The 21924-nt window shown below is 61.2% G+C and carries 20 protein-coding genes and 1 pseudogene; 10 read left to right on the top strand and 11 right to left on the bottom strand.

Annotation, left to right across the window (positions count from 1 at the left end; genetic code table 11):
• Positions 1–194 precede the first annotated feature (194 nt).
• The 6 genes from B0G76_RS13320 (at position 195) to B0G76_RS13345 (ending at position 7230) form a co-directional block, all read left to right on the top strand.
• Positions 195–1157, top strand: a complete 963-nt coding sequence (locus B0G76_RS13320; protein WP_120292767.1) for a LysR family transcriptional regulator — start codon at positions 195–197, stop codon at positions 1155–1157.
• A gap of 13 nt (positions 1158–1170) precedes the next feature.
• Positions 1171–1782: a paraquat-inducible protein A gene (locus tag B0G76_RS13325; protein WP_120296357.1), complete on the top strand. Its 612-nt coding sequence runs from the start codon at positions 1171–1173 to the stop codon at positions 1780–1782.
• Positions 1783–1865: 83 nt separating this feature from the next.
• Positions 1866–2489, top strand: a complete 624-nt coding sequence (locus B0G76_RS13330; RefSeq protein WP_120296358.1) for a paraquat-inducible protein A — start codon at positions 1866–1868, stop codon at positions 2487–2489.
• Entirely contained in the window at positions 2486–4147 is a 1662-nt protein-coding gene (locus tag B0G76_RS13335; RefSeq protein WP_120292769.1) for an intermembrane transport protein PqiB, read from the top strand. The genes B0G76_RS13330 and B0G76_RS13335 overlap by 4 nt, the downstream gene beginning before the upstream one ends.
• On the top strand, positions 4144–4770 hold the full coding sequence (locus B0G76_RS13340) for a membrane integrity-associated transporter subunit PqiC (RefSeq protein WP_120292771.1): 627 nt from the start codon (positions 4144–4146) through the stop codon (positions 4768–4770). Before B0G76_RS13335 ends, B0G76_RS13340 begins: the two co-directional genes overlap by 4 nt.
• Before the next feature lie 48 nt (positions 4771–4818).
• A complete protein-coding gene (locus tag B0G76_RS13345) occupies positions 4819–7230 on the top strand; it encodes a DUF3772 domain-containing protein (RefSeq protein ID WP_120292773.1) in 2412 nt (803 codons plus the stop codon).
• Positions 7231–7328: 98 nt separating this feature from the next.
• Here the strand turns inward: B0G76_RS13345 and B0G76_RS13350 are convergent.
• A pseudogene (locus B0G76_RS13350) lies at positions 7329–7745 on the bottom strand (DDE-type integrase/transposase/recombinase); the annotation flags it as partial.
• Positions 7746–7788: 43 nt separating this feature from the next.
• On the opposite strand from B0G76_RS13350, the gene B0G76_RS13355 reads away from it, so the two are divergent.
• A complete protein-coding gene (locus B0G76_RS13355; RefSeq protein ID WP_259460828.1) occupies positions 7789–8058 on the top strand; it encodes a hypothetical protein in 270 nt (89 codons plus the stop codon).
• A 339-nt stretch (positions 8059–8397) separates the two neighbouring features.
• Here the strand turns inward: B0G76_RS13355 and B0G76_RS13360 are convergent, their stop codons facing one another.
• From B0G76_RS13360 to B0G76_RS13405, 10 genes are all read right to left on the bottom strand, one after another.
• Entirely contained in the window at positions 8398–8619 is a 222-nt protein-coding gene (locus tag B0G76_RS13360; protein ID WP_120296359.1) for a hypothetical protein, read from the bottom strand.
• A gap of 79 nt (positions 8620–8698) precedes the next feature.
• Positions 8699–10228, bottom strand: coding sequence for a UxaA family hydrolase (locus B0G76_RS13365; RefSeq protein WP_120292777.1), 1530 nt, complete (start codon positions 10226–10228; stop codon positions 8699–8701).
• A 19-nt stretch (positions 10229–10247) separates the two neighbouring features.
• Positions 10248–11381 carry a mannitol dehydrogenase family protein gene (locus B0G76_RS13370; protein ID WP_120292779.1) on the bottom strand — a complete coding sequence of 378 codons (1134 nt, stop codon included), beginning with the start codon at positions 11379–11381 and terminating at the stop codon, positions 10248–10250.
• Positions 11382–11406: 25 nt separating this feature from the next.
• Complete coding sequence (locus B0G76_RS13375; protein ID WP_120292780.1) at positions 11407–12417, bottom strand: zinc-binding alcohol dehydrogenase family protein; 1011 nt, start codon at positions 12415–12417, stop codon at positions 11407–11409.
• 112 nt (positions 12418–12529) lie between these two features.
• Positions 12530–12859 carry an L-rhamnose mutarotase gene (locus B0G76_RS13380; RefSeq protein WP_120292782.1) on the bottom strand — a complete coding sequence of 110 codons (330 nt, stop codon included), beginning with the start codon at positions 12857–12859 and terminating at the stop codon, positions 12530–12532.
• A 10-nt stretch (positions 12860–12869) separates the two neighbouring features.
• On the bottom strand, positions 12870–13718 hold the full coding sequence (locus tag B0G76_RS13385) for an amidohydrolase (protein WP_183082043.1): 849 nt from the start codon (positions 13716–13718) through the stop codon (positions 12870–12872).
• Positions 13715–14731, bottom strand: a complete 1017-nt coding sequence (locus B0G76_RS13390; RefSeq protein WP_120296361.1) for an aldo/keto reductase — start codon at positions 14729–14731, stop codon at positions 13715–13717. Before B0G76_RS13390 ends, B0G76_RS13385 begins: the two co-directional genes overlap by 4 nt.
• 114 nt (positions 14732–14845) lie before the next feature.
• Positions 14846–15790 carry an ABC transporter substrate-binding protein gene (locus tag B0G76_RS13395; RefSeq protein WP_120292784.1) on the bottom strand — a complete coding sequence of 315 codons (945 nt, stop codon included), beginning with the start codon at positions 15788–15790 and terminating at the stop codon, positions 14846–14848.
• 68 nt (positions 15791–15858) lie between these two features.
• The gene (locus B0G76_RS13400) at positions 15859–16887 is read right to left on the bottom strand and encodes an ABC transporter permease (protein WP_120292786.1); all 1029 of its coding nucleotides are present in this window, start codon (positions 16885–16887) and stop codon (positions 15859–15861) included.
• On the bottom strand, positions 16880–18427 hold the full coding sequence (locus tag B0G76_RS13405; protein WP_259460829.1) for a sugar ABC transporter ATP-binding protein: 1548 nt from the start codon (positions 18425–18427) through the stop codon (positions 16880–16882). The genes B0G76_RS13400 and B0G76_RS13405 overlap by 8 nt, the downstream gene beginning before the upstream one ends.
• Before the next feature lie 242 nt (positions 18428–18669).
• On the opposite strand from B0G76_RS13405, the gene B0G76_RS13410 reads away from it, so the two are divergent.
• From B0G76_RS13410 to dctA, 3 genes are all read left to right on the top strand, one after another.
• The gene (locus B0G76_RS13410; RefSeq protein ID WP_120292788.1) at positions 18670–19410 is read left to right on the top strand and encodes a FadR/GntR family transcriptional regulator; all 741 of its coding nucleotides are present in this window, start codon (positions 18670–18672) and stop codon (positions 19408–19410) included.
• 286 nt (positions 19411–19696) lie between these two features.
• The gene (locus tag B0G76_RS13415; protein ID WP_120292790.1) at positions 19697–20626 is read left to right on the top strand and encodes a LysR family transcriptional regulator; all 930 of its coding nucleotides are present in this window, start codon (positions 19697–19699) and stop codon (positions 20624–20626) included.
• Complete coding sequence (gene dctA, locus B0G76_RS13420) at positions 20623–21924, top strand: C4-dicarboxylate transporter DctA (RefSeq protein WP_120292792.1); 1302 nt, start codon at positions 20623–20625, stop codon at positions 21922–21924. Before B0G76_RS13415 ends, dctA begins: the two co-directional genes overlap by 4 nt.

Here is a 21924-nt window from a genome sequence, read left to right on the forward strand (position 1 = left end):
CGGGCTCTCCTTTTGTTTATGAGATCGATCGACGACGCCGCCGGCGGCAACGCACCTGACTGATCTTCCATTTACGGTTTGAACTCTATCATAACTGAACTGTTTGGTTTATTTACGTTGACGGCAACAGTATGTTTCACTATACTGAACCGTATGGTTTTGAATTTTGATTTGACTCTGGATTGCGAACACTTATGGACCATCTCGAAACGCTGCGAACCTTTTGTACCGTCGTCGAAATGCAGAGCTTCACGCACGCCGCGAATGCATTGGGCATCTCAAAGACAGTCGTCTCGCGCGCGATAACGGGGCTCGAAACCAGGCTCGGCGTGCGTCTTTTTCAGCGCACGACCCGACACCTCGCACTCACTGAATCCGGGGAAGAGTTTTACGGCGGCTGCTCGCGCGTGGTTGCTGAACTGGACGTGCTCGAGGCCGGTACCGGGGAGCGCGCACGGGAGCCTGCGGGCGTACTGCGGCTCGTCGCCCACACCACCGCGGCGCTGATAGAGCTGCCACCGCTGATCGCCGGGTTCCGTGCCCGGTACCCAGCCGTGCAGCTCGAATTGACGCTGGCGGAACGGCCAGTCGATCTGATCAAGGAAGCCTTCGATCTCGGCATCGTTCTGCCGTTCATGCTCACGAGTGAACTCACGATCACCCGTTCGTTGTGCCGCCTGCCCCTCGCCGTGGTGGGCTCGCCCAGCTATCTGCGGGGGCGTCCGCTGCCGCAAAGGCCCAACGATCTCGCCGCATTCCGCTTCATCACAATCCTCGCCTCGATCAGCGAACCACAACTGCGGTTCCGGCGCGGTGGCGAACAGATTGCCGTGCCACTCGAACACGACGTGTCGACCAACAACGCCGCGTTGAACAAGGAACTGGTGATGAGCGGTGCTGGTCTCGGCGTGTTGCCGCTGACGATGGTCGGCAAGGAGCTGGACGACGGCCGGCTGGTACAGCTGCTGCCCGACTTCGAACCCATAAGCGGGGACGCCGAACTCAGGCTCGCATATCGGGACCGGAGCCTGATGACGGCGAAGGTCCGGGCGTTCATCGACTATGCGACGTCGTACTTCGACGCGCGCGCTGCTCAGGTAGGCGACGCGCAACAGCGGCCGAAGACGGTGGCCGCCGGCAGTGGCAGGCCGTCCTGATTGCTGGATGCTCATGCAAACCTTCCCTACTCTCGTCGTCTGCGAGCATTGTGACAGCGTGTACCGCCGCCGCGCGCTGGCCCCGCGCGAGGTGGCGCGCTGCGCACAATGTTCGGCCGTCCTGTATCGCGCGAGCCAGCTCGATGTCGATCGGTGGCTCGCGCTAACCGTCGCCGCAGCCATCGTCTTCGTGATCGCCAACGTCTGCCCGGTGATTCGAATCTCCCTGCAGGGCCTGCACAGCGAGACGACGCTCTGGCAGTCCGCGGCAGCGCTGGCGCACGGCGCGGTTGCACCGATTGCGGTCGCCACTGCGGCGATGATCGTCGTGGTGCCGCTTCTCCAGATCGCGCTGCTCGGCTGGGTGCTGGCATTTGCCCGCGCCGCACGACGAGCGCCGGGTTTCGCATGGAGCATGAGGCTGCTTGCGATGCTGCGCCCGTGGAGCATCGTCGAGGTCGGCGTACTTGGCATGCTCGTAGCCGTCATCAAACTTTCCAGCTTCGTGCAGGTGGCTGCCGGCCCCGGCATCTGGGCCACGGCAACGCTCATGGTGCTGATCACAATGATCGCCAGCCGCGATGTCTACTTGCTGTGGGAATGGACCGACGCGGAGACAGCATGAACGACGGCCCCAACGATCACATTCGATCGCAGCCCTCCCAAGGGGCGGCTGCCTCCCTTGGGGGCGGCCCGGCAGAAGGCGGCATGAGGCCACCTCCTGGCGCGGGACAACTCGGCCTGGTTGCCTGCCATGGATGCGGACTGGTTTGCGCGCATGCGCCGCGCCTGAGCGGAGACTGCCAATGCCCGCGCTGCGGACAAGCCCTGCATCGGCGGCGCCCGGACAGCATCGCACGCGCGTGGGCGTTCCTGATCGCTGCCGTGATTTGCTATATCCCTGCCAACGTGCTCCCGGTGATGCACGCGAGCCTTCTTGGACGCGTGAGCGACAGCACAATCCTGCACGGCATTGTCGAGTTCTGGAAAGCAGGATCCTGGGGCATTGCGTCCGTGATCTTCGTCGCGAGCGTGGCGGTGCCGTGCACCAAGTTCCTGGTTCTCGGCCTGCTGCTCGCGACCACCCAGCGGCGCAGTCGCTGGGCGATGCGCGAGCGTGCCCGCCTCTATCGGCTCGTCGAGGTGGTCGGCTACTGGTCGATGCTCGATGTGATGGTCGTGGCGTTCGTCTGCGCGCTGGTCCGCTTCCACGCGCTGTCCGACAGCGAGCCGCGCATCGGCATCCTTTTCTTCGGCCTCGCGGTGATCCTCACCATGCTCTGCGCCATCAATTTCGACCCCCGACTCATATGGGACGCTGAGGAAACATGAATCCCCTAACAAACGAACCGCTAGCCGAACCCCGCGATCCTGTCGTCACCCGTAGCCGATGGCGGCTATCCCTGGTCTGGCTTGTTCCACTCATCGCCGCGCTGATCGGGCTGTCGATGGTGATCCACGCGTGGCTCTCGGCTGGCCCGGAAATCGCCATCTCGTTCAGGACCGCTGCGGGGCTGGAGGCCGGCAAGACCCCTGTTAAATACAAGGACGTGACGGTCGGAACCGTATCTACGGTCGCGCTCAGCGACGATGGCTCACACGTGGTCGCCTCTGTTTCGCTTGCCAGGAGCGCGCGGAGCCTGGCGCGCGCAAACAGCCGCTTCTGGGTCGTCCGGCCTCGTTTGGGCATGACGGGTGTCTCGGGTATGGACACGCTGCTGTCCGGCGCCTATATCGGTGTAGACACCGGCACTTCGGAGGTCGCGCACACAGCGTTCACGGGGCTGGAAACGCCTCCCGCCGTCATCAGTGGAACGCCGGGAACAAGTTTCACGATTCATGCGGACGACCTCGGTTCGCTCGACGTCGGCTCGCCCGTTTACTACCGGCGCATTCAGGTCGGCCGCGTCGCGTCGTATAGGCTCGACGCCGATGGCCACGGCGTCAGCGTGCAGATCTTCGTCGATGCACCGTATGACCGGTTTGTCACTGCAGATACCCGCTTCTGGAATGCGAGCGGGGTCGACCTCTCGCTGGGCGCCGACGGTTTCAAGCTCAAGACGCAATCCGTGGCCGCGATCGTTGGCGGCGGAATTGCGTTCGCCACGCCCGTCGGTAGCACGACCGCCAGCCCAGGCGGCAGTCGGTTCAATCTGGCGAAAGATGAAGAGACGGCGATGGCGCCGCCAGACGGTCCGGCCCAGTACATCGAGTTGCGCTTCGCACAGTCGCTGCGCGGCCTGTCTATGGGTGCTCCCGTGGTGTTTTCGGGAATCAACTTCGGGCGCGTGGTTTCCATGAAACTCGACTACGACCCGGCCACGCAGCGTTTCCCGATGATCGTCGGCATCGAGGTGTATCCGCAGCGGCTCGGACCGGTGCTCGACAAGCTGCCCAGAATAAATGGCGATATCGAAAAGGTAGCGCAATTCCTGTCCACCATGGTCGCGCACGGCCTGCGCGGACAGGCGCGCTCCGGCAATTTGCTGACCGGACAGCTCTATATTTCGCTCGACTTCGTACCGAACGCCCCGAAGGTCTCATACGACGCCGATGCGCGACCGCTTACGCTGCCGACCGCGAGCGGCGGGTTCGACCAGTTGCAGGAACAGGTGGCGAGCATCGTCGGCAAGATTGATAAAATGCCGCTCGACTCGATCGCACGCCATCTCGACACGGGTCTGGCGGACCTGGACAGCACCCTGAAGCAGATCAACGGCCAGGTGCTGCCGGCGACCACGCAGACCCTGCAGCAGGCTCGCCAGACCTTCGGCGCCGCGCAGGGCATGCTGGCCGAAGACGGGCCGCTCCAGGCAAACCTGGGCCAGACGCTGCAGGAAGTGCAGCGCACTGCCCGCTCGCTGCGCACGCTCACTGATCTGCTCGGCCGCCATCCGGAAGCGCTGCTGCGCGGCCATGCAGCCGATCAGTCCGCCGTGGCCCCGGTAACCGCGGCCAGCCCCTCTGCTTCACAGGAGTCGAAACAATGAGTTTTTCAGCCCGCGCCAGCCTGCGCTCAGTCACGCTCACCGTCGCGCTGGCCCTGAGCGCCTGCGCGTCCGCGCCGGTGCACTACTACACGCTGGTTTCCCCGGCAGCACAGCCCGCTTCGGCCCAGCCAGCCGCGCCGTTCGCGATCGACGTGCTGCCAGTGGGCGTTCCCGCCGAGCTCGACCAGCAGGCGATGGTCATACGGCAGGGCGACAGCGGCGTTGCCGTGCTCGACGACGAGCGCTGGGTCGCACCGCTGGGCGATCAACTGCGCGCCGCGCTATCCACCCAGCTGGTGCGCCGCCTGGGCACCCAGGACGTGGCCGGTCTCACCCGGCCGATCAATCAACCGGTGCTGGGCATCAGGCTGCAGATCCGGCGCCTCGACGCCTGGCCGGGGCACGCAGTGCAGCTCGAGGCTGACTGGAGCCTCATTTTCGCGCAAGACCCCAACGGTGTCCGCCTGACCTGCCATACGCAGTTGCAGGAGGCGGCGCCGGGTGGCTACGCGGACCTGGTGCGCGCGCAGCAACTCGCCATTGCCAGCCTGGCCGGCCGCATTGCGGAGGATGCGCGAGGCTGGGCGCAGTCGCGACAGCGTGGCTGCACGCCACAGGCCTGAGCCATCACACCCCATACGCAATTACATGCCCTTGCCGGGTGCACCATCATGCGCAAAGTACCGGACTTCGTCTTTCGTCTCGCCCTGCTGGCGTTATTCAGTCTGATTCCCCCGGCAGTCTGGGCAGCCACTCCGTCGGAATCCATCGCAATTGCGCCTCTGGCATCGCCTGGCGACGACACTGAGACCCTGACAACTCTGGGGGAACTGCAGGGTCAACAGGACCAGATCAAGCAGCGGGCATCGACGGCGACAAGCGACGCGCAATTCGTCGAGCTGCAGACAGCAATCCAGCAGCTTTCAGCTCGGGTGGACAACCTCCTGGCCACGTCATTGGTGCCCGGGCGCGCGAAATTACAGGCCCAGCTTGACGTGCTCGGTCCTACGCCGGCTGCGGGCACCACCGTCGAAACACCGGCGGTCGCCGAGCAGCGCCTCGCTATTGCGGCACAGCGGGCGCAGCTTGACGCCGAATTCAGGCAGGCGGAAAACATCAGGGAGAACCTGCCGAACCTGACTACCCAGATTGGCCGGCTGCAGCATGACCATCTGAAGAACCAGCTCGCCTTTCGCTCCGGAAGCATTCTGGGCGCTCCGTTCTGGGCACCGCTGTTACATACCGAACCGACAGACCTTGAACGGCTGAAGGTATTCAATTCGCTGATTACCGGTCAACTGCAGTCGGCGTGGCAACCGGGCGAGCGACTCACGATCGTACTCATGCTGCTGCTCGCGCTCGGAACATGGACAGCAGGCGCCCATCTGCTCGAACGGGCACTGGTATGGTTCTGCCTGCACCGTCTTCCCGGGGGCCGTTTGCGACGCAGCGCTATCGCGCTGTCGACCACGCTCACCAGTGTGGCGTCCGCTGCATGCGCAGTCCGGCTCATCTATCTTGCCCTGACTCATCAGCAGCCACTAAACGCCAGCCTGCAGGATTTCGCCAGCGAACTGATTACGCTTGCCCTGACCTGCGCAATGATCGCGGGACTGGGCCGGGCGCTGCTGTGCAGTGACCGACCCTCGTGGCGCCTGATGGTCATAGCCGATCCGGTGGCGCGCGCCATCCAGCCATTCCCCCGGATACTTGCCGCCCTGCTCATGCTCTCCGGCACGGTGGAGCAGTTCAACAGAACAGTCGATACCAGTCTGCAGATGACTCTGCTCGGACGCGGAGTGGTCTCGCTGGTGGTCGCACTGACCATCGGCGCCGCTCTGCTGCGCGCAGACCGCGTGCATAATGCGCTGGCCGCCGCAGGAGAACCGCCGGAGGCCCGTTCGACCGTCGCCGGGTTGATCCACGCCGGTGTCATCATTGCCGTCGTGGGCTCGCTGTTTTCGCTGCTGACCGGCTACATTTCGGTTGCACGATTCCTGACCTATGAACTCGTCTGGTTTGACCTCGTCCTGTGCAGCTTCTACCTGCTGAGCAGGCTTACCCAGGACGTCTGCGAAAACCTCTTCTCGGCGCACCATGCCAGCGGCAAAACCATCAAGCAGCTATTAGGGCTGGACGACATCCACCTCGAACAGGCTTCGACGGTGATGTCCGCGGTGGGCCGCAGCCTGCTGCTGGCGATCACGGTCATCGCGCTGCTGACCGGCGGCTTCGGCACGACTCCAGCAGACCTGGCCAGCAGCATCCTCGAAATTTTCGGCGGCAACCGGCTGCGCGGGCTGAACATCGTTCCGGATCACATCCTCAACGCGCTCCTCGCACTGGGTGTTGGCCTGTACCTGCTTCGGTCCGTGCGCAAATGGCTGGATCACGAGTTCCTGCCCAAAACCGGTATGAGCGTCGGCATGCGAGCCACGCTCCTCGCGCTATTCGTCAACACGGGCCGCGTGCTTATCACGCTGCTGACGCTGTCGATACTGGGTGTGCGGTGGGATAGCCTCGCATGGATCGTCAGCGCGCTGTCGGTTGGCATCGGCTTCGGGCTTCAGGAAATCGTCAAGAATTTTATCTCCGGTCTGATCCTGCTGACCGAGCGCCCGGTCAAGGTCGGCGATATGGTGAGTATTTCCGGCGTCGAGGGCGACATCCGTCGCATCAACGCTCGCGCAACCGAAATCCAGCTCGCCGATCGGTCCACGGTCATCGTTCCCAACTCCCACCTCATCTCGCAGAACCTGCGCAACGTGACGATGGGAAACCGGACCCAAGGCGTCACGACCCTCACGCTCACCTTCCCGTTGAACATCGATCCCGAACGGGTGCGCGATCTGCTGCTCGCGGCGTACGAAGCGCACCCGTCGATACTTGATCATCCGGTACCGTCGGTCATGTTCAGTCAGCTCGCCGCCGACGGCATCACATTGAGTGTCACCGGCTATGTTCGCAGCCCCAGGATAACAGCCGATACGAAGAGCGACCTGCTGTTCGACATTCTCAAGCGGTTGCGTGCGGCGGCCATTACGTTGGCGACCCCGCAGACTGTGATCGTTCGAGATCTGTGAGGTTGACCTCCTTCAATTGACGGATTTGTAGTCAGCGATTTGACGGGCGCTGTCACTTACCGGTCGTGAGGCAAACTGTTGGCAGAGGCGGGCATGGCTCAGAAGGCGGTTGACGGATTTTGGGCCACTTCGGTGAAGTCGCGCCAGGCCGTGAAGCGAGCGGCGGCAAGGTGTTTGCGATAAAGCGAAGCGCGCAGGAGGTGCCGTTTCAGGGCGAAATGTTGTCGGATCGGACCAAAGTTCGAGAGGAAAGCCTGCGTGCGGTCAGGAGCACGGAAGCCCCGCATGTGCTGCTCGCGTTCTCGGGTAGGCTGGTGGCTATTCTCGGCTCGGTTGTTGACCCGAGCGCTGGCTTTGACGAACACGTGCCTGACGTTTGCCAATTCGGGGATCTCCGCTTTGGCTGCCAGATAACTGCGCAACTGATCGGTGACGATCTTGCGTGGCACTTCGCCACATGAGGTGAGTACGCGTTTGAAGAAGCGCTTCGCTGCAGTCTTGTCGCGCCGCTTCTGGTCCGACTTCGGTGTACTGGACGGTACGGGTCACTTCAACATGATGATCCTGGAGAAGGAGCGCAGAGTGATCACTCCGCCGAACGGTGCGCCATGGACCGATTTCTGGACGGCATCGATGATGCATGCGTGGAATCCGGCGTTCGTCGAGGAGCACTATCCACGGCAAATCGCAAAGTGGTCGATGGAAGGACCGGACGACACGCTGACCATCCGGCCATCGCCGCCGAGGTCGCCCGGCAGTGCCGCGGCACCGTCGGCGCGCGACTTCGGATGGGCAGCAGTGTGCGCCGCCGAGGTCGACGATCTTTGAATTTGCGGGTCTTTTTATTCAAACCTGTGCGCCCCGGAACCAAGCAAGCCGAGTGCAGCTGAGTACATTTTTGAGTATATCGAGAGTTCGAAGTCGGCATACGCAGGTCGATTTTCAGCAGGGCTGCTCCACTCTCCAGCAAATGGGGGAAGGTCTGTTTGCGCTCGACGAGAGAGACGTCTCGTCGGCCAACCCGTCGACGGGGACGCGTTCTGCCCTTCCCGCTCCGCCATCACACCGGGGCTGGAGGAAAACAGAACGCCAATTGAGGCTATGCGTCGCTGTTCCTCCGCTGGAAGGCACGATAACTATCCTGACGCCGGCGGGCCGAACGTGAAATCAGGTGGAAGTCCGACTGGCTACTTCCCACACGCGACGCAGACGCAGGATGTCGGGGAGTCCGAAGTCCCACACGTTCGGCGCCGCAAGTCCTCTTTTTTTCGCGACTTCAGTAGCAATTTGCAGCGCAGAAGACCGTTCTCTCAAAAGCGACGACAACGCATCCACCAGCAACGTGTAGTCAGCCTCTGTCACGATCAGGCTGTCGGGAGATCGGGTCATGGGCATGTGACACCTCTGTCTAAAAACGGTATCGATCCACGAACCGTAAATTTCACATCTCCGGGAAACTCGCCTGCTTTCACATCACCGAGCCGAGTTGCCACGGAACAAACTCGCTGTCTCCCATGCCATGCTGCTCGCTACAGGTTTTTCTTCCTGATGCCGTGTCCAGCATCAACTCGAATATCTGAGCTCCAGCCTGAGCAATGCCAAGCGTTCCGTCAACGATCGCTCCACAGTTGAAATCCATATCCGCACTCATCTGCTCGAACATCCGGGTGTTCGTGGCGAGCTTCAGCGAGGGCGTCGGTTTGCACCCGTACACTGACCCACGGCCCGTGGTGAAACAGATCAGGTTCGCCCCGCCAGCGACCTGCCCCGTCGCCGATACCGGGTCATAGCCAGGGGTATCCATGAAAACCAGTCCGTGCTGCCCGACAGCTTCGGCGTATCCATAAACTTCCATCAAACCGGTACTGCCGCCCTTCGCGACCGCACCCAGCGATTTTTCCAGGATGGTCGTAATCCCTCCGGCCTGATTTCCCGGCGAGGGGTTGTTGTTCATATCACCGTGATGGGTGCGCGTATACGCTTCCCACCAGCGCAGCTTTTCCAACAGCTTGTCCGCCACCCGTGGCGAGGCCGCACGCGACGTAAGCAGGTGCTCCGCACCATAGATCTCCGGCGTTTCGGAAAGTATGGCCGTTCCTCCATTGCGCACCAGAAGATCAACGGCGCAACCCAGTGCGGGATTGGCGCTGATCCCCGAGTACCCGTCCGAACCGCCGCACTGCAGCCCGACTTTCAGGTGCGCGGCCGACACAGTACTGCGGTTTGCGCGATCGGCGAGCGTCAGCATGTCGCCGACGATCTCGATGCCCCTTTGAATGGTTTCACGCGTCCCGCCCTCTTCCTGAATCGTCAGCGTTGCAATCAAACCCTCCTCTCTGGCGGCCAGCATATCGACCAGTGGTGCGATCTGATTCACCTCGCAACCGAGGCCAACCAGCACCACGCCTGCGAAGTTGGGATTGTTCGCGTACCCGCGCAAGGTACGGCGCAGCAATTCGATACCCTCGCCAGATCCGGCCATGCCGCAGCCGCTGCCATGTGTGATAGCCACGACCCCGTCGACCGATGGAAACGCCTTGAGCGCATTGTCCTTAAAGGCCTCGGCGATATGCCGGCATACGGTTGCCGAGCAATTTACGCTCGCGATCACGCCGATAAAGTTTCGTGTACCGACGTCTCCATTGGCACGCACATATCCCTGAAACGTTGCCGGCGACCCGTTCACTTCTGTCGCTTCATAAGCGGTACCGCTGGTGGGTTCGTTCCCGACCGCGCTCATCTCGACGTTCTGGGTATGAACATGCTCCCCCGCTTCAATATCGTGCATAGCGATACCGATGACCCGCCCGTACTTCAGAATGGCAGCGCCCTTTTCAATGGGGCGCACAGCCACTTTGTGGCCAGACGGGATCGACGCACGCGTGCGCAATGTCGCCGCCCCGAGATTCACCTCGACCCCGGCCGGCACTGCATGACGTGCGACCGCGACATTGTCCTGTTCGCGCAGGAGAATAAAAGAATCCGATTCCGTGTTCATAAGTTTCCCGAGGCAGTTCTTAAACCGATGCGACACGCTCCAGCGTCGCGCGTATTCGCAGCGGTCCAGGACTCACGCCGAGTTTGTCGGCAAGTTGCACGAGCGGCAGAAAACGCCGCTGCAATTTTTCCGTGTGATTCTGCGCGATGTCCGCGATCCGGTGCTCGAGAAACGGATTGAGTAGGCGATCGCGTAACTCGACGAGATAGGCGAGAGCCTGATCGCGCTGACCTAAGGCCGTAAATGTCGGAAGTACATCTTCCGCCCAGACGGTTTCCAGGCTAGCGCGCAGGATGGGGTCGTTCATTGCCTGACATACCGTCTCGTCAACCGGCCTGCGGTCCTCCAGCCAGCGTTCCGCCAGATAGCTATGACCGAGATTGAGCAGGAACAGCTTCAGACGCTCGAAGTGCTGCAGATCGTCAGTCAAAACGATGTTCTCGTGTGTGCAGGGTAGAACCAGCCCCGCCTGCTGCTCAATTGCCCAGAGCGCATACGGTTCGGCCACCGCGCCTACCGGTTCAATCGCCTGCGAAACAATGCGGTCGACGAGCGAATTGGCCCATATGCAACGCGTTCGAAGGTAGGTAGTAAACGGCTCCGGCAGCCGCCACTTTGTCGCGAGAGTCACAACAAGTCCGCGCAGCGTATCGCCGTTATTGACAACGAGTTCGCATGGAAAGAGGGAGAGCGGCGCATCAGGATTTCGTTCCCAACGGGCATGAAGCAACACCAGCAGCTTGGCCGGAAAGCTATGTGGCACGCACTCCGGATGGTTCACGAGCGTCGCGGTATCCCGGTCATCAAGCCGGAATCCCCTGTCTCCCGTATTGGAAACAATCACCTCGACGTGTTCTGCTATGGCATCTCGCACTTGTGCCCAATGCGTCTCGGCGTGCCATGCTGCGCGCACCGCGTTGCCGCTCAGCATCTCGTCCACCGGCACTCCGTGGCGCATACCTCGAACCCGTACCGGATATCGCCCGCCCGCTGCCAACGCCGCAATACGCTTCTGACTGGACTCGCTGCTGGTGGTCTGCACGACCGTGATGCCGCCGAGCGCGGCACCCCGCGTAATCGCTTCAGAAACAAACAGATCGACATGTGCCTGAAGAAAGCGGCTCGTGCCGAACTGGAGAATTGGCTGGCTCATGGCAAATATCCGGTATGCGTCAGGGTCAGCATTCGATGATGGCTTTCACTACGCCTGCGGACGGTTCGAGCAGTTTCGAAAATTCCGTAGGTACATCGGCAAGTTTCATCCGGTGTGTGTTGAGTGCCGCGTCGGGCACCTGACCGGCACTCATGGCCCTGAGCACGGTTTCGAAATCTTCCGCTGTCGCATTGCGGCTTCCGATCAAGGTGGCTTCGCGTTTGTGGAACTCCGGATCGGAGAAAGTGATCTGGTCTCTCACCACGGAAATCAGCACGTATTTCCCGCCGTGCGCAATAAACTCGAAGCCGCGCTCCATGGCAGCCGGATTGCCCGTCGCATCGAAGACCACGTCGAAGAATTCGCCGTCGGTGAGTTTCGTCAGCGCGTCGACGTCGGCATCACCGATTTGCACGGTAGCCGTCACTTCAATTTTCTCGGCGCAGAAGTTCAGACGATCGAGTCGTGTATCGAGTGCCGTCACCGTGGCCCCGCGCAGACGTGAAAAGATCATTGCGGCCATACCGATCGGACCTGCACCGACTACCAGCACGCGCTGTCCAGTCTGAACGTCTGCGCGACGAACCGCGTGCGCGCCAATGGCGAGAAACTCGATCATTGCCGCCTGATCGAGTGTGATTCCTTCAGCCTTGTGAACGAACTGACGCGGCAAACTTAGATACTCCGTCAATGCGCCGTCCCGATGCACGCCCAATACCTGAATATTCACGCAGCAGTTCGTTTTTCCGTTCCTGCAGGCAATGCACTGACCGCATGACAGATAGGGCATCACGTAGACCGGGTCGCCGACGGCGAGGCCGGAATCCGCATCGGCTTCTTCGACCGTCCCCGACAGTTCGTGTCCCATCACGCGAGGGTAGGCGAGAAATGGCTGATTGCCGGTAAAGATGTGCAGGTCAGTGCCGCATACGCCGACGCGTCGCACTCGTAGCAACACTTCGCCGCGGTCGCGCAATGGCCTTGAGCGCGTCTCAGTGCGTAGTACGCCGGGAGTTTCACAAATAACGGTGAGCATGAAGTTTCCTTTTTCAGGTACAGAACCCGCGAAACCATGGTGCGGTTTCGATGCGAGTTCGATTAATTCGTCTCTTAATGGCGAGGTCAACGAGTGCGATAGCGGGACAACACTATTCGAGGTAAAAGACCTCTTCCATCCGTGCCCAGTGTTCCGACGACGCACGACTCGGCAACGGTTTCTGGCACGGACTGCACAGGCTCCACCAGCGTTGTGTTGCCGGGTCGTTGGCAATCTCGGCCATATCGCTTTCATAGTCAGTTCCGACGTATTCCCAGTAACCGAACAACAGGTTCTCTGGCTCCCGCAGGAAAATCGAGTAGCGGGTGACATTCGAACGTTTCAGGCGATCGAGCACTGCCGGCCACACCTGCGCATGCAGGCGTTTGTATTCGTCGATGTGCTGCGGATCGATACCGATGACCATTCCCATGCGTTGCATGACATTCTCCCTATTCTTCGAGCCGGTAGAAGCGATAAGCGTTGCCACCGAATACAGCGTCTTTGTTCTCATCGCCCGCATACCGGTCACAGTAATCTTCACAGGTGGCAAGCCAACCGGCGTAGTCGCCGAAATGTGTTGCGAGACGCTGGACCGGCCAGTCACTTCCCCACAGAAGACGATATGTGCCGAACAGTCGGAATAGCATTTCTACGTAGGGCTCGAAAGCGGCAATATCGGTATCCGGCGGCGCTTCCGTCCATAAGCCGGACAGCTTGCAATGTACGTTTGCGAGTTTGGCCAGATCCGCCATGTCGGTTCGCCACGGCTCCAGTTGGCCGATAGCGATCAGTGGCTTGGCCATATGATCTATAACAATCCGAAGTCCGGGGTAACGCCTCGCGAACGCGACCAAACCGGGGAGCTGACGCGGAACAACCAGAGCATCAAATGCAAGGTCATTTGCGAGCATCGCGGTAATCGCCGGTCGCAATGCCGGGTCGTCGATCCAGTTGTCGTCTGCAAGATCCTGCAGCATCGGCCGCAGCGCTTTCAGCTTCGGGTGGCGGGCTAAAGCATCGATCTGTTGCGGCGCGTCCGGTGCTTTCAGGTTGATCCATCCCACCACCCCGCGAATAAAAGAATGACGCTCCGCCAGTTCGAGCAGGAACCCGGTGTCCTGGCTGTCCGGTAAGGACTGAACCAGGACGGTTCCGTCGATGCCGCATCGTTCAAGCAGCGGTTCAAAATCGGCCGGCCCAAAGTCTCGATAGATCGCTCCGAGACTGGCAGGTGGCCAATGCCCTACACGCGCCGCGAGGTGCCAGAAATGGTGATGTGCGTCGATGCGCAGGCTCACTGGACACCCTCGGGCACAGGTGCGGTGTCCGCAATCAGACCATTCGACTTCAGCTCCTGCCACAATCCGGCTGGCAGCACCTGCTCAAACCACGTGACGTTCTGCCGGAGTTGTTCGACACTGCGCGCGCCCACCACGCGCGACACAACCGCGGGATGCGCAAGCGGAAACTGCAGTGCCGCAGCGGGTAACGGGACCTCGAATTCGCGGCAAACCTCAGCCAGCCGGTGGACGCGCGACACGACAGCGGCGGGGGCGTCCCCGTAATTGAACTTGCCATTACCTGCCAGCACGCCGGAATTGAACACACCGCCGGCCACGATCGAATTCCCATGCCGTACGCAATCGTCGAGAAACGGCGACAGACAATCCTGCTCGAGGAGCGTATAACGGCCCGCGAGTAACGCCACATCGAGCTGTATCTCCTGCATGGCTTCATGCACAATCTGCCATTCATTCACGCCAAGACCGATGACTTTGACCTGCCCTGCACTTCGCAGCGTGTCGAGTGCGCGAAAGCCCCCTCCCTCGGTCAGCTGTCTCCAGAATTCGACGTTTGCGTCCCCATGTGTCATTCGACCGACGTCATGCACATACAGTAGATCGATCTGCGGAAAGCCGAGACGCTGCTGGCTGTCTTCGAAAGACCTCGTGACGCCATCGAAGGTGTAGTCGTAATGCGGCCGGAAAGGAAGCGGCTCGGCCCAGCCGTCATCGCCGCATTGAACAGTCGGGTCCGGCCGAAGAAGCCTGCCGACTTTCGTACTCAGCACGAATTCGTTGCGCGGCCGCGCTGACAGCGCGTCGCCCACGCGGCGCTCCGACAGCGTGTACCCGTAGTACGGCGCAGTGTCGAAATAGCGCAGACCGAGCGACCATGCTTCGTCCATCAGCGCGCGCGCCTGTTCCGGCGGCATCGTGCGATACAGGCCGCCAAGTTGCGAACAGCCCATACCGAGTGCGCTCAGTTGCACTGCCCCACGCGACAGATCACGCAGATCAGCTGCTTTCATCAGAAATTCCGCCTCCAAGGATTCGTTTCTGGATGTTCAACGCCTTACCGCGCGTCCTGAACGGCGCAGTCCTCAAGGGCGGACAACGCCGTCGGGCGTCGTCCGCGCCGCGCTTCAATACAACACGTTCTTCGCGGCCGGCTGATCGATGTTGCTCTTGTCGACCATCACGACACCGGTATCCAGTTGCTTCGTAACCGGCTTGTGTTCGATGACCTCCACCGCCGTTTTGACGCCTTTGTAGCCCATCTGATAGGAGCCCTGAACAGCGATTGCCTGGATGGTTCCGTCCTTGACGAAGCCCTGGAGGTCCTGGTTGCCGTCAAAGCCGATCGCGACGACCTTGCCGGCTTTCCCGGACTGCGCCAACGCGCGCCCCACCCCCACAGCAGTCGGTTCATTCGCACCGAAGATGCCCTTCAGATCCGGATTGGCCGACAGTACGTCGGTCGTCTGATTGAGCGCGGTCGCCATCTGCGACTGCGAGTAGAACGGTCCGACAATCTGCAGCTTCGAGTGCTGCGCGAGATACTTCCGGAACCCGCCCACGCGGCCAATCTCGGAACCCGCGCCGGCGACGTACGACATCACAGCGACTTTCCCTGTCTGTCCGACACGGTCAATCATCGCTTTGGCGCACAACTCGCCGGCCTTGGCATTATCGGTCGAGAGAAACGACTGGTAATACTGCTTGCCGGAATCGGACACGAGCGAGTCGATCAGGACAACCGGAATCTTTGCCTCCCAGGCCTTCTTCATTGCCGGGACCAGTGCATCGGGATCGGACGGCGCGAGCACGATCGCCGCGACATGCCGGTTCACCGCGTTCTCGACCATATTGACCTCGTCCGCCACGGCTGACTCGGTCGCCGGTCCCTGAAACGTCATCGTGTAGCCGTTCAGCCCTTTCATGCCCTCCGTTGCACCCTTTTGCACGTTCTGCCAGTAATTCGAGTTGGCCGTCTTGACGATTACGGCGATCTCTCCGCCCGCCGCATTCGCATGCGCCATCACAGCGGTCAAAACTGCGGCGGCCAATGCCAGATATGTCTTTCTCATGTCTCACTCCTTGGGTTGGTGATTGCACTGCTTTGTTGGACTTCTCGAATAGCATCATTCGATGTGCTTTATCGACGGTTTCTGATCTGGTCGATCCAGACCGTTCCGAGAATGACCAGTCCGATAATGATTTGCTGGACGAAACTCGATACGCCGTTCATGTTCAGGCCATTGCGCAGCACGCCGATGACGAACGCACCAATGGCCGTACCCGAAATCGTGCCGACACCGCCCATCAGGGACGTCCCGCCAATCACGGCGCTGGCGATCGCATCGAGCTCGTACATGACGCCTTCGTTTGGTTGCGCTGTGACGAGGCGCGACATCAGCACGCAACCCGTCAGACCGGCGAGCACGCCGGACAGCACATAGGTAAATAAGGTGACGCGTCGGACATTGACGCCGGAGAGCCGCGCAGCTTCGGCATTCGATCCGACTGCGTAGATGTGGCGGCCAAGCGAGGTACGCGTCAGCATGATCGACACGGCCACCGCCAGCACGACCATGATGATCACGGGATATGGTATCCCCGGAAATACCGTATCGGGGAACCCGTCTGCCCCGATATGCGAGATGCGGAACAACGCGCCATTTCCGAGTTCGCCGAAAGCGTCACCAAGTCCCGAAACCGGGCGCGCGCCAGTGATCTGAAGCGCGAGACCACGCGCGACCAGCATCATGCCGAGCGTGGCGATAAAAGGCGGCAGACCCATACGCGTGACGCACAGGCCATTAACGAGTCCGCACAGGCCGCCCACCACGACGCCGCCGAGCATGCCGAGAGGAATCGGCACGCCAGCCTTGACCAGCAACGCGGCGACCACACCGGACAGCGCGAGTACGGAACCCACGGACAGGTCGATTCCGCCCGTAATGATCACGCAGGTTGCCGCCACGCCGAGATAGGCAATCGACGTCACCTGCAAGGCGACCGTCATGCCATTGTCGACCGAGAAGAAAGCGGAGCTGGTCAATGAAAAGACAACCACCAGCATGATCAGACTGCCGAGCGCGGCAAATTTCTGGATCAGGTCACGACGGCGGAGTTTCGCGCTGGTGTCGACACTAGCGGTCTGTTCGGATGTTATTTCAAGCATGGTTTCGTCCCGATGCGAAGTGCATGATTTCTTCCTGATTGGTGTGGCGCGTCTCCAGGATCGTGGCGATCCGGCCTTCGTGGAATACCGCGACGCGATCGGACATGCCGAGAATTTCAGGCAATTCCGAACTGATCAGCACGACGCCAATGCCCTGCGCGGCGAGCTGATCCATCAGCGTGTAGATCGCGTATTTCGCGCCGACATCGATCCCACGCGTGGGCTCGTCGAAGAACAGAATCTTCGATTTGCGAAACAGCCATTTGCCGATGACAACCTTCTGCTGATTGCCGCCAGACAGGTTGCGCGTGAGTTGATGGACCGTCGGCGTGCGGATGCCGAGCGTTTCGACGTAACGCCGTGCGATGCCCGCTTCTTCGGCGAAGCGGATGAAGCCGGCGCGACCCGACACCGCCGCGATATTTGCCAGCGTGATGTTGGTCGCGACCGGCATCTTCAGCGCGAGGCCGTCGCTCTTGCGGTCTTCCGACAGATACGCGATACCGTGGCGGATCGCATCGATAGGCGAGCGGATCGAGACGCGCTCGCTCCCGATATGAATCTCGCCGCCGTCCGGCTGGTCAGCGCCGAAAATCGCCCGTGCCACTTCGGACCGGCCTGCGCCCATCAAACCGGCGAAGCCGAGAATCTCGCCTCGCCTCAGTTCAAACGAAACCGGCCCAAATGCCGGTGCGCGCGACAGATTGTCGACACGCAACAGCACCTCCTGCGTCGGGACCGAGCGGCGCGGCGGGTACGCATCATTCAGCGCCCGGCCGACCATCCGCGCGACGATCTCATCCATGCTGGTCGCCGCGAAATCGTTCGTTGAAATGTGGTGTCCGTCGCGCAGCACCGTCACGCGGTCGACGATCTGCTTCATTTCATCGAGACGATGAGAGATGTAGACAATGCCGACCCCACTCTCGCGCAACTCCTTGATGATCCGGAACAGGTGCATGGTTTCGGATTCCGTGAGCGACGAAGTGGGCTCGTCCATGATCAGCGCCTGGGCGTCGAGCGAGAGAGCCTTGGCGATTTCGACCATCTGTTGCTGGGCGATCGACAGCGTCCCCACCAGCCTGGTGGGTGGCAACGACAATCCAATGCGGGCGAGCGCGCGCTGGGCGTTCCCATTCAGTCGTGCGCGATCGATGAACGGTCCGCGTTTGGGCTCGCGTGCCAGGTAAATGTTTTCCGCAATCGACAGGTGCGGCACCAGATTCAGTTCCTGGTGAATGATCGCAATGCCTGCTTCCTGTGCCTCGAGTGAGGACGCGAACCGCCTTTCCATGCCGCGAAAAACGATCGTGCCGGCATCCGGCTGGTATTGGCCGCTGACGATTTTCATCAAGGTCGACTTGCCCGCGCCGTTTTCGCCACAAATCGCGTGCACTTCGCCGCGGCGCAATTCGAAGTGCACGTCCTCCAGTGCAACGACACCGGGGAACCGCTTGCCCAGCCCGCTGAGTTTCAATAGCTCCGGAGGTTCCTTCGAAGCGAAGCCGTCCACCGCGCGCGGGGCCAGTTCAGCGCTCAAATCTGTCACGCGTGTCTCCTTCTTTGATATACGGCGCCAGTGTTGGTCAGGCCAATCTGAGACAGATTAGAAAATAAAAATCACGTTTGGTCAAGCCAATTTGCGTTGCACCTAGATTGGCCTTACCGGGTATAAACCCGCATCTTTCCTACTGAATGCGCGGAAAACCTTGCCGGGCCTGCGTGGTAGACTTGATTGCCGGTCGACGGACGACCGGGCCACTTTTTACTTCTGGCAGCAAGATGAAACAGACCGAGCCAAAGCGGCTTTACCAGTTGGTCGCCGACCAGATTCGCGGCCTCATCCACGGAGGGGATTTCCCTCCGGGCTCGAGACTGCCAGCTGAGCGCGACTTGTCGCAGCAACTGGGTGTTTCGCGCCCGTCGCTGCGCGAGGCGTTGATCGCCCTCGAAATCGGCGGCAGCGTCGAGACCCGCATGGGTTCGGGCGTCTATGTGCGCGACACTGCAAACGAAAGCGAAGGATCGCTGGCGGTACTAGGCGAAAGCCCGACGGAAATCATGCAGGCGCGGGCCGTGATCGAAGGCAGCCTCGTCGTGCTCGCGAGCACGCGGCTCACAGCCGCATCTCTGGACCGGTTGCGGCGCAGCGTGGATGCGATGCATCGCCTCGCCTCCGCCGGCAAATCTCCTCTGGAACCAGACCGGCAATTCCACCTCATCATCGCGGAAACGGCTGGCAACACGGTGTTGAGCCGGTACGTGGCCGATCTGTTTGACGCGAGGCGGGATCCGATCGGGGCAAGGATTAGCGAACTCGCCGAAAATACGGCCACATGGATGGCTGCCGTTGAAGAGCACGATAAAGTCCTGCATGCACTGCAAGCGGGAGACCCGCTTGCCGCGGAAGCAGCGATGCGATCGCATCTGAAAGCTTCTGAAGAGCGTTGGGTCGGAAGTGACATCAAGAAAATCGCGCCCAACGATACGGACGGTAAAGCTGGCCGCGTACGACTGGGTTGAGCTTCCCCCGAAATTTCACCTCCCTGGAGGTCGCGTAAAAAGTCGCCCCGAAGGGCGGGAGTCGTCCATCACATCGGAGCCCGGCGACATATCAGTCATTGTCGTGAGATGGATGGCCAAGTGTCGAACCCGCTACGCTGTGCCTGACCATCGCTTATCGTATCGGGTCGGCCCCTCGATCCCGCGTTCGGCAGCCCCTCGCGGGCTATCACCGAGTGTTGTCCTCGATGGGCGCTTTCACCCGCATCATGCAAAATAGCCGCATCGAAAATGCGGAGAATGGCCGGTGAGTGTCAATTTCGACCTGAACGATTTGCAGGCGTTTCGAGCCGTCGTGGAGTTGGGTAGCTTCCGCAAAGCAGCGGAGGCGGTCAATATTTCGCAACCAGCGCTGAGCCGGCGCATCGAGAAGCTCGAAGCGGCGCTCGGCGTGCGGCTCTTCGAGCGGACCACCCGCAGCGTGACGCTCACCACCATAGGTCGCGTGTTCGCCCCAAGCGCGGAACAACTTCTCGACGATCTCGATGTCGCATTGCTCGGCATCCGCGACGTCTCCAGCAGCCGCCTCGGTCATGTGACCATCGCATGCGTGCCGTCGGTCGCCTACTATTTCCTGCCGAGCGTCGTTGCCGCCTATCACAGCCGCTATCCGCGGATCCGGGTCAAGCTGCTGGACTCGAGCGCCAACGACGTGCTCGGCTCGGTCATCAGCGGTGAAGCCGATTTCGGCGTCAGCTTCATGGGCAGCCAGGAAACCGAGGTCGAGTTCAAAGTCCTGCTGCAGGAACGGTTCGTCGCCGCGTGCCGTCGCGATCATCTCCTTGCTCGAAAAAAGCAGGTGACCTGGAACGAGCTTTATGAACACGAATATGTATCCGTGGACAAGACTTCCGGCAACCGCCTGCTGCTCGATCAGGCGTTGACCAACGTGGCGCCGGCAGTGCCGAGCGTCTGCGAGACTCGCCATGTCACCACCTTGCTCGGCCTGATCGAAGCGGGACTCGGCGTGGCAGCGGTGCCTTCAATGGCAATGCCCATGCGCGACCATCCGATTTTGACCAGCGTGCCGCTCGTCGATCCGGTCGTGACGAGGCGAGTCGGTATTGTCAGACGCCGGGGGCGTCCGCTCACGCCGGCCGCGCAGCAGTTCTATCAAACGATTCTCGACACGAAGCGCAGCGGCATGGCCCGCGCGGCGAAGAAGACCTCGAAATGACACGGCCAAGGCCATTGCGGCTGCTTTACGTCCAGGTCCTGCTTGGAATGGGACTCGGCATGACCGTCGGCCACTTCTGGCCACAGGTCGGTGCGTCGCTAAAGCCGCTCAGCGATGCGTTCGTCGCGCTGGTTCGCATGATGATCGCGCCAATCGTCTTCTGCACGATCGTCACCGGCATCACGTCGCTTGCGAGCGGCTCGAAGATCGGCCTGACCATCCTGAAGGCGCTCGCGTTGTTCTACGTTTTCACCATCGTTGCGCTCGTTCTGGGCCTCGCGACCGCGTTCGCGCTGCATCCGGGCGCGGGACTGCACATCGACGCGCACCATCTGGACACGGCCATCCTGGCGCAGTATTCGACGCGCACGCGGTCGCACGGGCTCGTCGAGTTCGCACTGCATCTGATTCCGGAGACGCTCGTCGGCGCCTTCGAGAACGGCGAGGTTCTGCCGGTCCTGCTGCTTGCCCTTCTGTTCGGCTTCGCATTGAACGCCAGCAGAAGCGCCGGACGGCGAGTGCAGGAATTCATCGATAGCGTCGCACACGTGCTGTTCCGCATCCTCGCGCTGATCATGCGGCTTGCCCCCGTCGGGGCATTCGGCGCGATGGCGTTCACGGTGGGCCGTTTCGGCATCCATTCGATTGGCTCGCTTGGCATGCTGATGTTGTCGTTCTATGCGGCGTGCCTGCTGTTCGTCGTCTGCGTGCTCGGTTCTCTCGCGCGCCTGCATCGCTTCTCCCTCTGGCGTTTGCTGCGCTACATTCGCGAGGAACTCGTCATCGTGCTCGCGACGTCGTCGACCGAACCGGTGCTGCCGCGCCTCATCGTCAAGCTCGAAGCGCTTGGCTGCGACAAGGGCATCGTGGGTCTCGTGCTGCCCGCCGGCTACTCCTTCAATCTCGACGGCACGGCGATCTATCTGACGCTCGCCTCGATGTTCATCGCACAAGCGTGCGACGTACACCTCTCGGGTAGCCAGATCGCGACGATGCTCGTGGTCATGCTGATCACGTCGAAGGGCGCGGCGGGCGTGTCGGGCAGCGGACTGGTTGCGCTCGTCGCGACGCTCGCCGTCATTCCCGATCTGCCGGTTGCAGGCGTCGCGCTACTGGTCGGCATCGACCGCTTCATGTCCGAGGCGCGTGCACTGACGAGCGTGATCAGCAACGCCTGCGCGGTGATCTTCGTATCGATGTGGGAGCGCGCCTGCGACCGAACGCGTCTGAAGGATGCATTGAGCCTGGCGCATGAGCCCGAAAAAGCCTTCGAACGGCCCGCCGACCTGCAGGGTTGA

The organism is Paraburkholderia sp. BL23I1N1 (assembly GCF_003610295.1).
In the GTDB taxonomy this organism is placed as follows: Bacteria; Pseudomonadota; Gammaproteobacteria; order Burkholderiales; family Burkholderiaceae; genus Paraburkholderia.

Bases quoted from the DNA above. Each gene is read 5' to 3' on its own strand.
- B0G76_RS13345 (WP_120292773.1), top strand. From the start codon at position 4,819: ATGCGCAAAGTACCGGACTTCGTCTTTCGTCTCGCCCTGCTGGCGTTA.
- B0G76_RS13390 (WP_120296361.1), bottom strand. From the start codon at position 14,731: ATGAAAGCAGCTGATCTGCGTGATCTGTCGCGTGGGGCAGTGCAACTG.
- dctA (WP_120292792.1), top strand. From the start codon at position 20,623: ATGACACGGCCAAGGCCATTGCGGCTGCTTTACGTCCAGGTCCTGCTT.
- B0G76_RS13330 (WP_120296358.1), top strand. From the start codon at position 1,866: ATGAGGCCACCTCCTGGCGCGGGACAACTCGGCCTGGTTGCCTGCCAT.
- B0G76_RS13340 (WP_120292771.1), top strand. From the start codon at position 4,144: ATGAGTTTTTCAGCCCGCGCCAGCCTGCGCTCAGTCACGCTCACCGTC.
- B0G76_RS13320 (WP_120292767.1), top strand. From the start codon at position 195: ATGGACCATCTCGAAACGCTGCGAACCTTTTGTACCGTCGTCGAAATG.
- B0G76_RS13410 (WP_120292788.1), top strand. From the start codon at position 18,670: ATGAAACAGACCGAGCCAAAGCGGCTTTACCAGTTGGTCGCCGACCAG.
- B0G76_RS13365 (WP_120292777.1), bottom strand. From the start codon at position 10,228: ATGAACACGGAATCGGATTCTTTTATTCTCCTGCGCGAACAGGACAAT.
- B0G76_RS13335 (WP_120292769.1), top strand. From the start codon at position 2,486: ATGAATCCCCTAACAAACGAACCGCTAGCCGAACCCCGCGATCCTGTC.
- B0G76_RS13380 (WP_120292782.1), bottom strand. From the start codon at position 12,859: ATGCAACGCATGGGAATGGTCATCGGTATCGATCCGCAGCACATCGAC.
- B0G76_RS13395 (WP_120292784.1), bottom strand. From the start codon at position 15,790: ATGAGAAAGACATATCTGGCATTGGCCGCCGCAGTTTTGACCGCTGTG.
- B0G76_RS13355 (WP_259460828.1), top strand. From the start codon at position 7,789: ATGATCCTGGAGAAGGAGCGCAGAGTGATCACTCCGCCGAACGGTGCG.
- B0G76_RS13370 (WP_120292779.1), bottom strand. From the start codon at position 11,381: ATGAGCCAGCCAATTCTCCAGTTCGGCACGAGCCGCTTTCTTCAGGCA.
- B0G76_RS13400 (WP_120292786.1), bottom strand. From the start codon at position 16,887: ATGCTTGAAATAACATCCGAACAGACCGCTAGTGTCGACACCAGCGCG.
- B0G76_RS13325 (WP_120296357.1), top strand. From the start codon at position 1,171: ATGCAAACCTTCCCTACTCTCGTCGTCTGCGAGCATTGTGACAGCGTG.
- B0G76_RS13375 (WP_120292780.1), bottom strand. From the start codon at position 12,417: ATGCTCACCGTTATTTGTGAAACTCCCGGCGTACTACGCACTGAGACG.
- B0G76_RS13360 (WP_120296359.1), bottom strand. From the start codon at position 8,619: ATGACCCGATCTCCCGACAGCCTGATCGTGACAGAGGCTGACTACACG.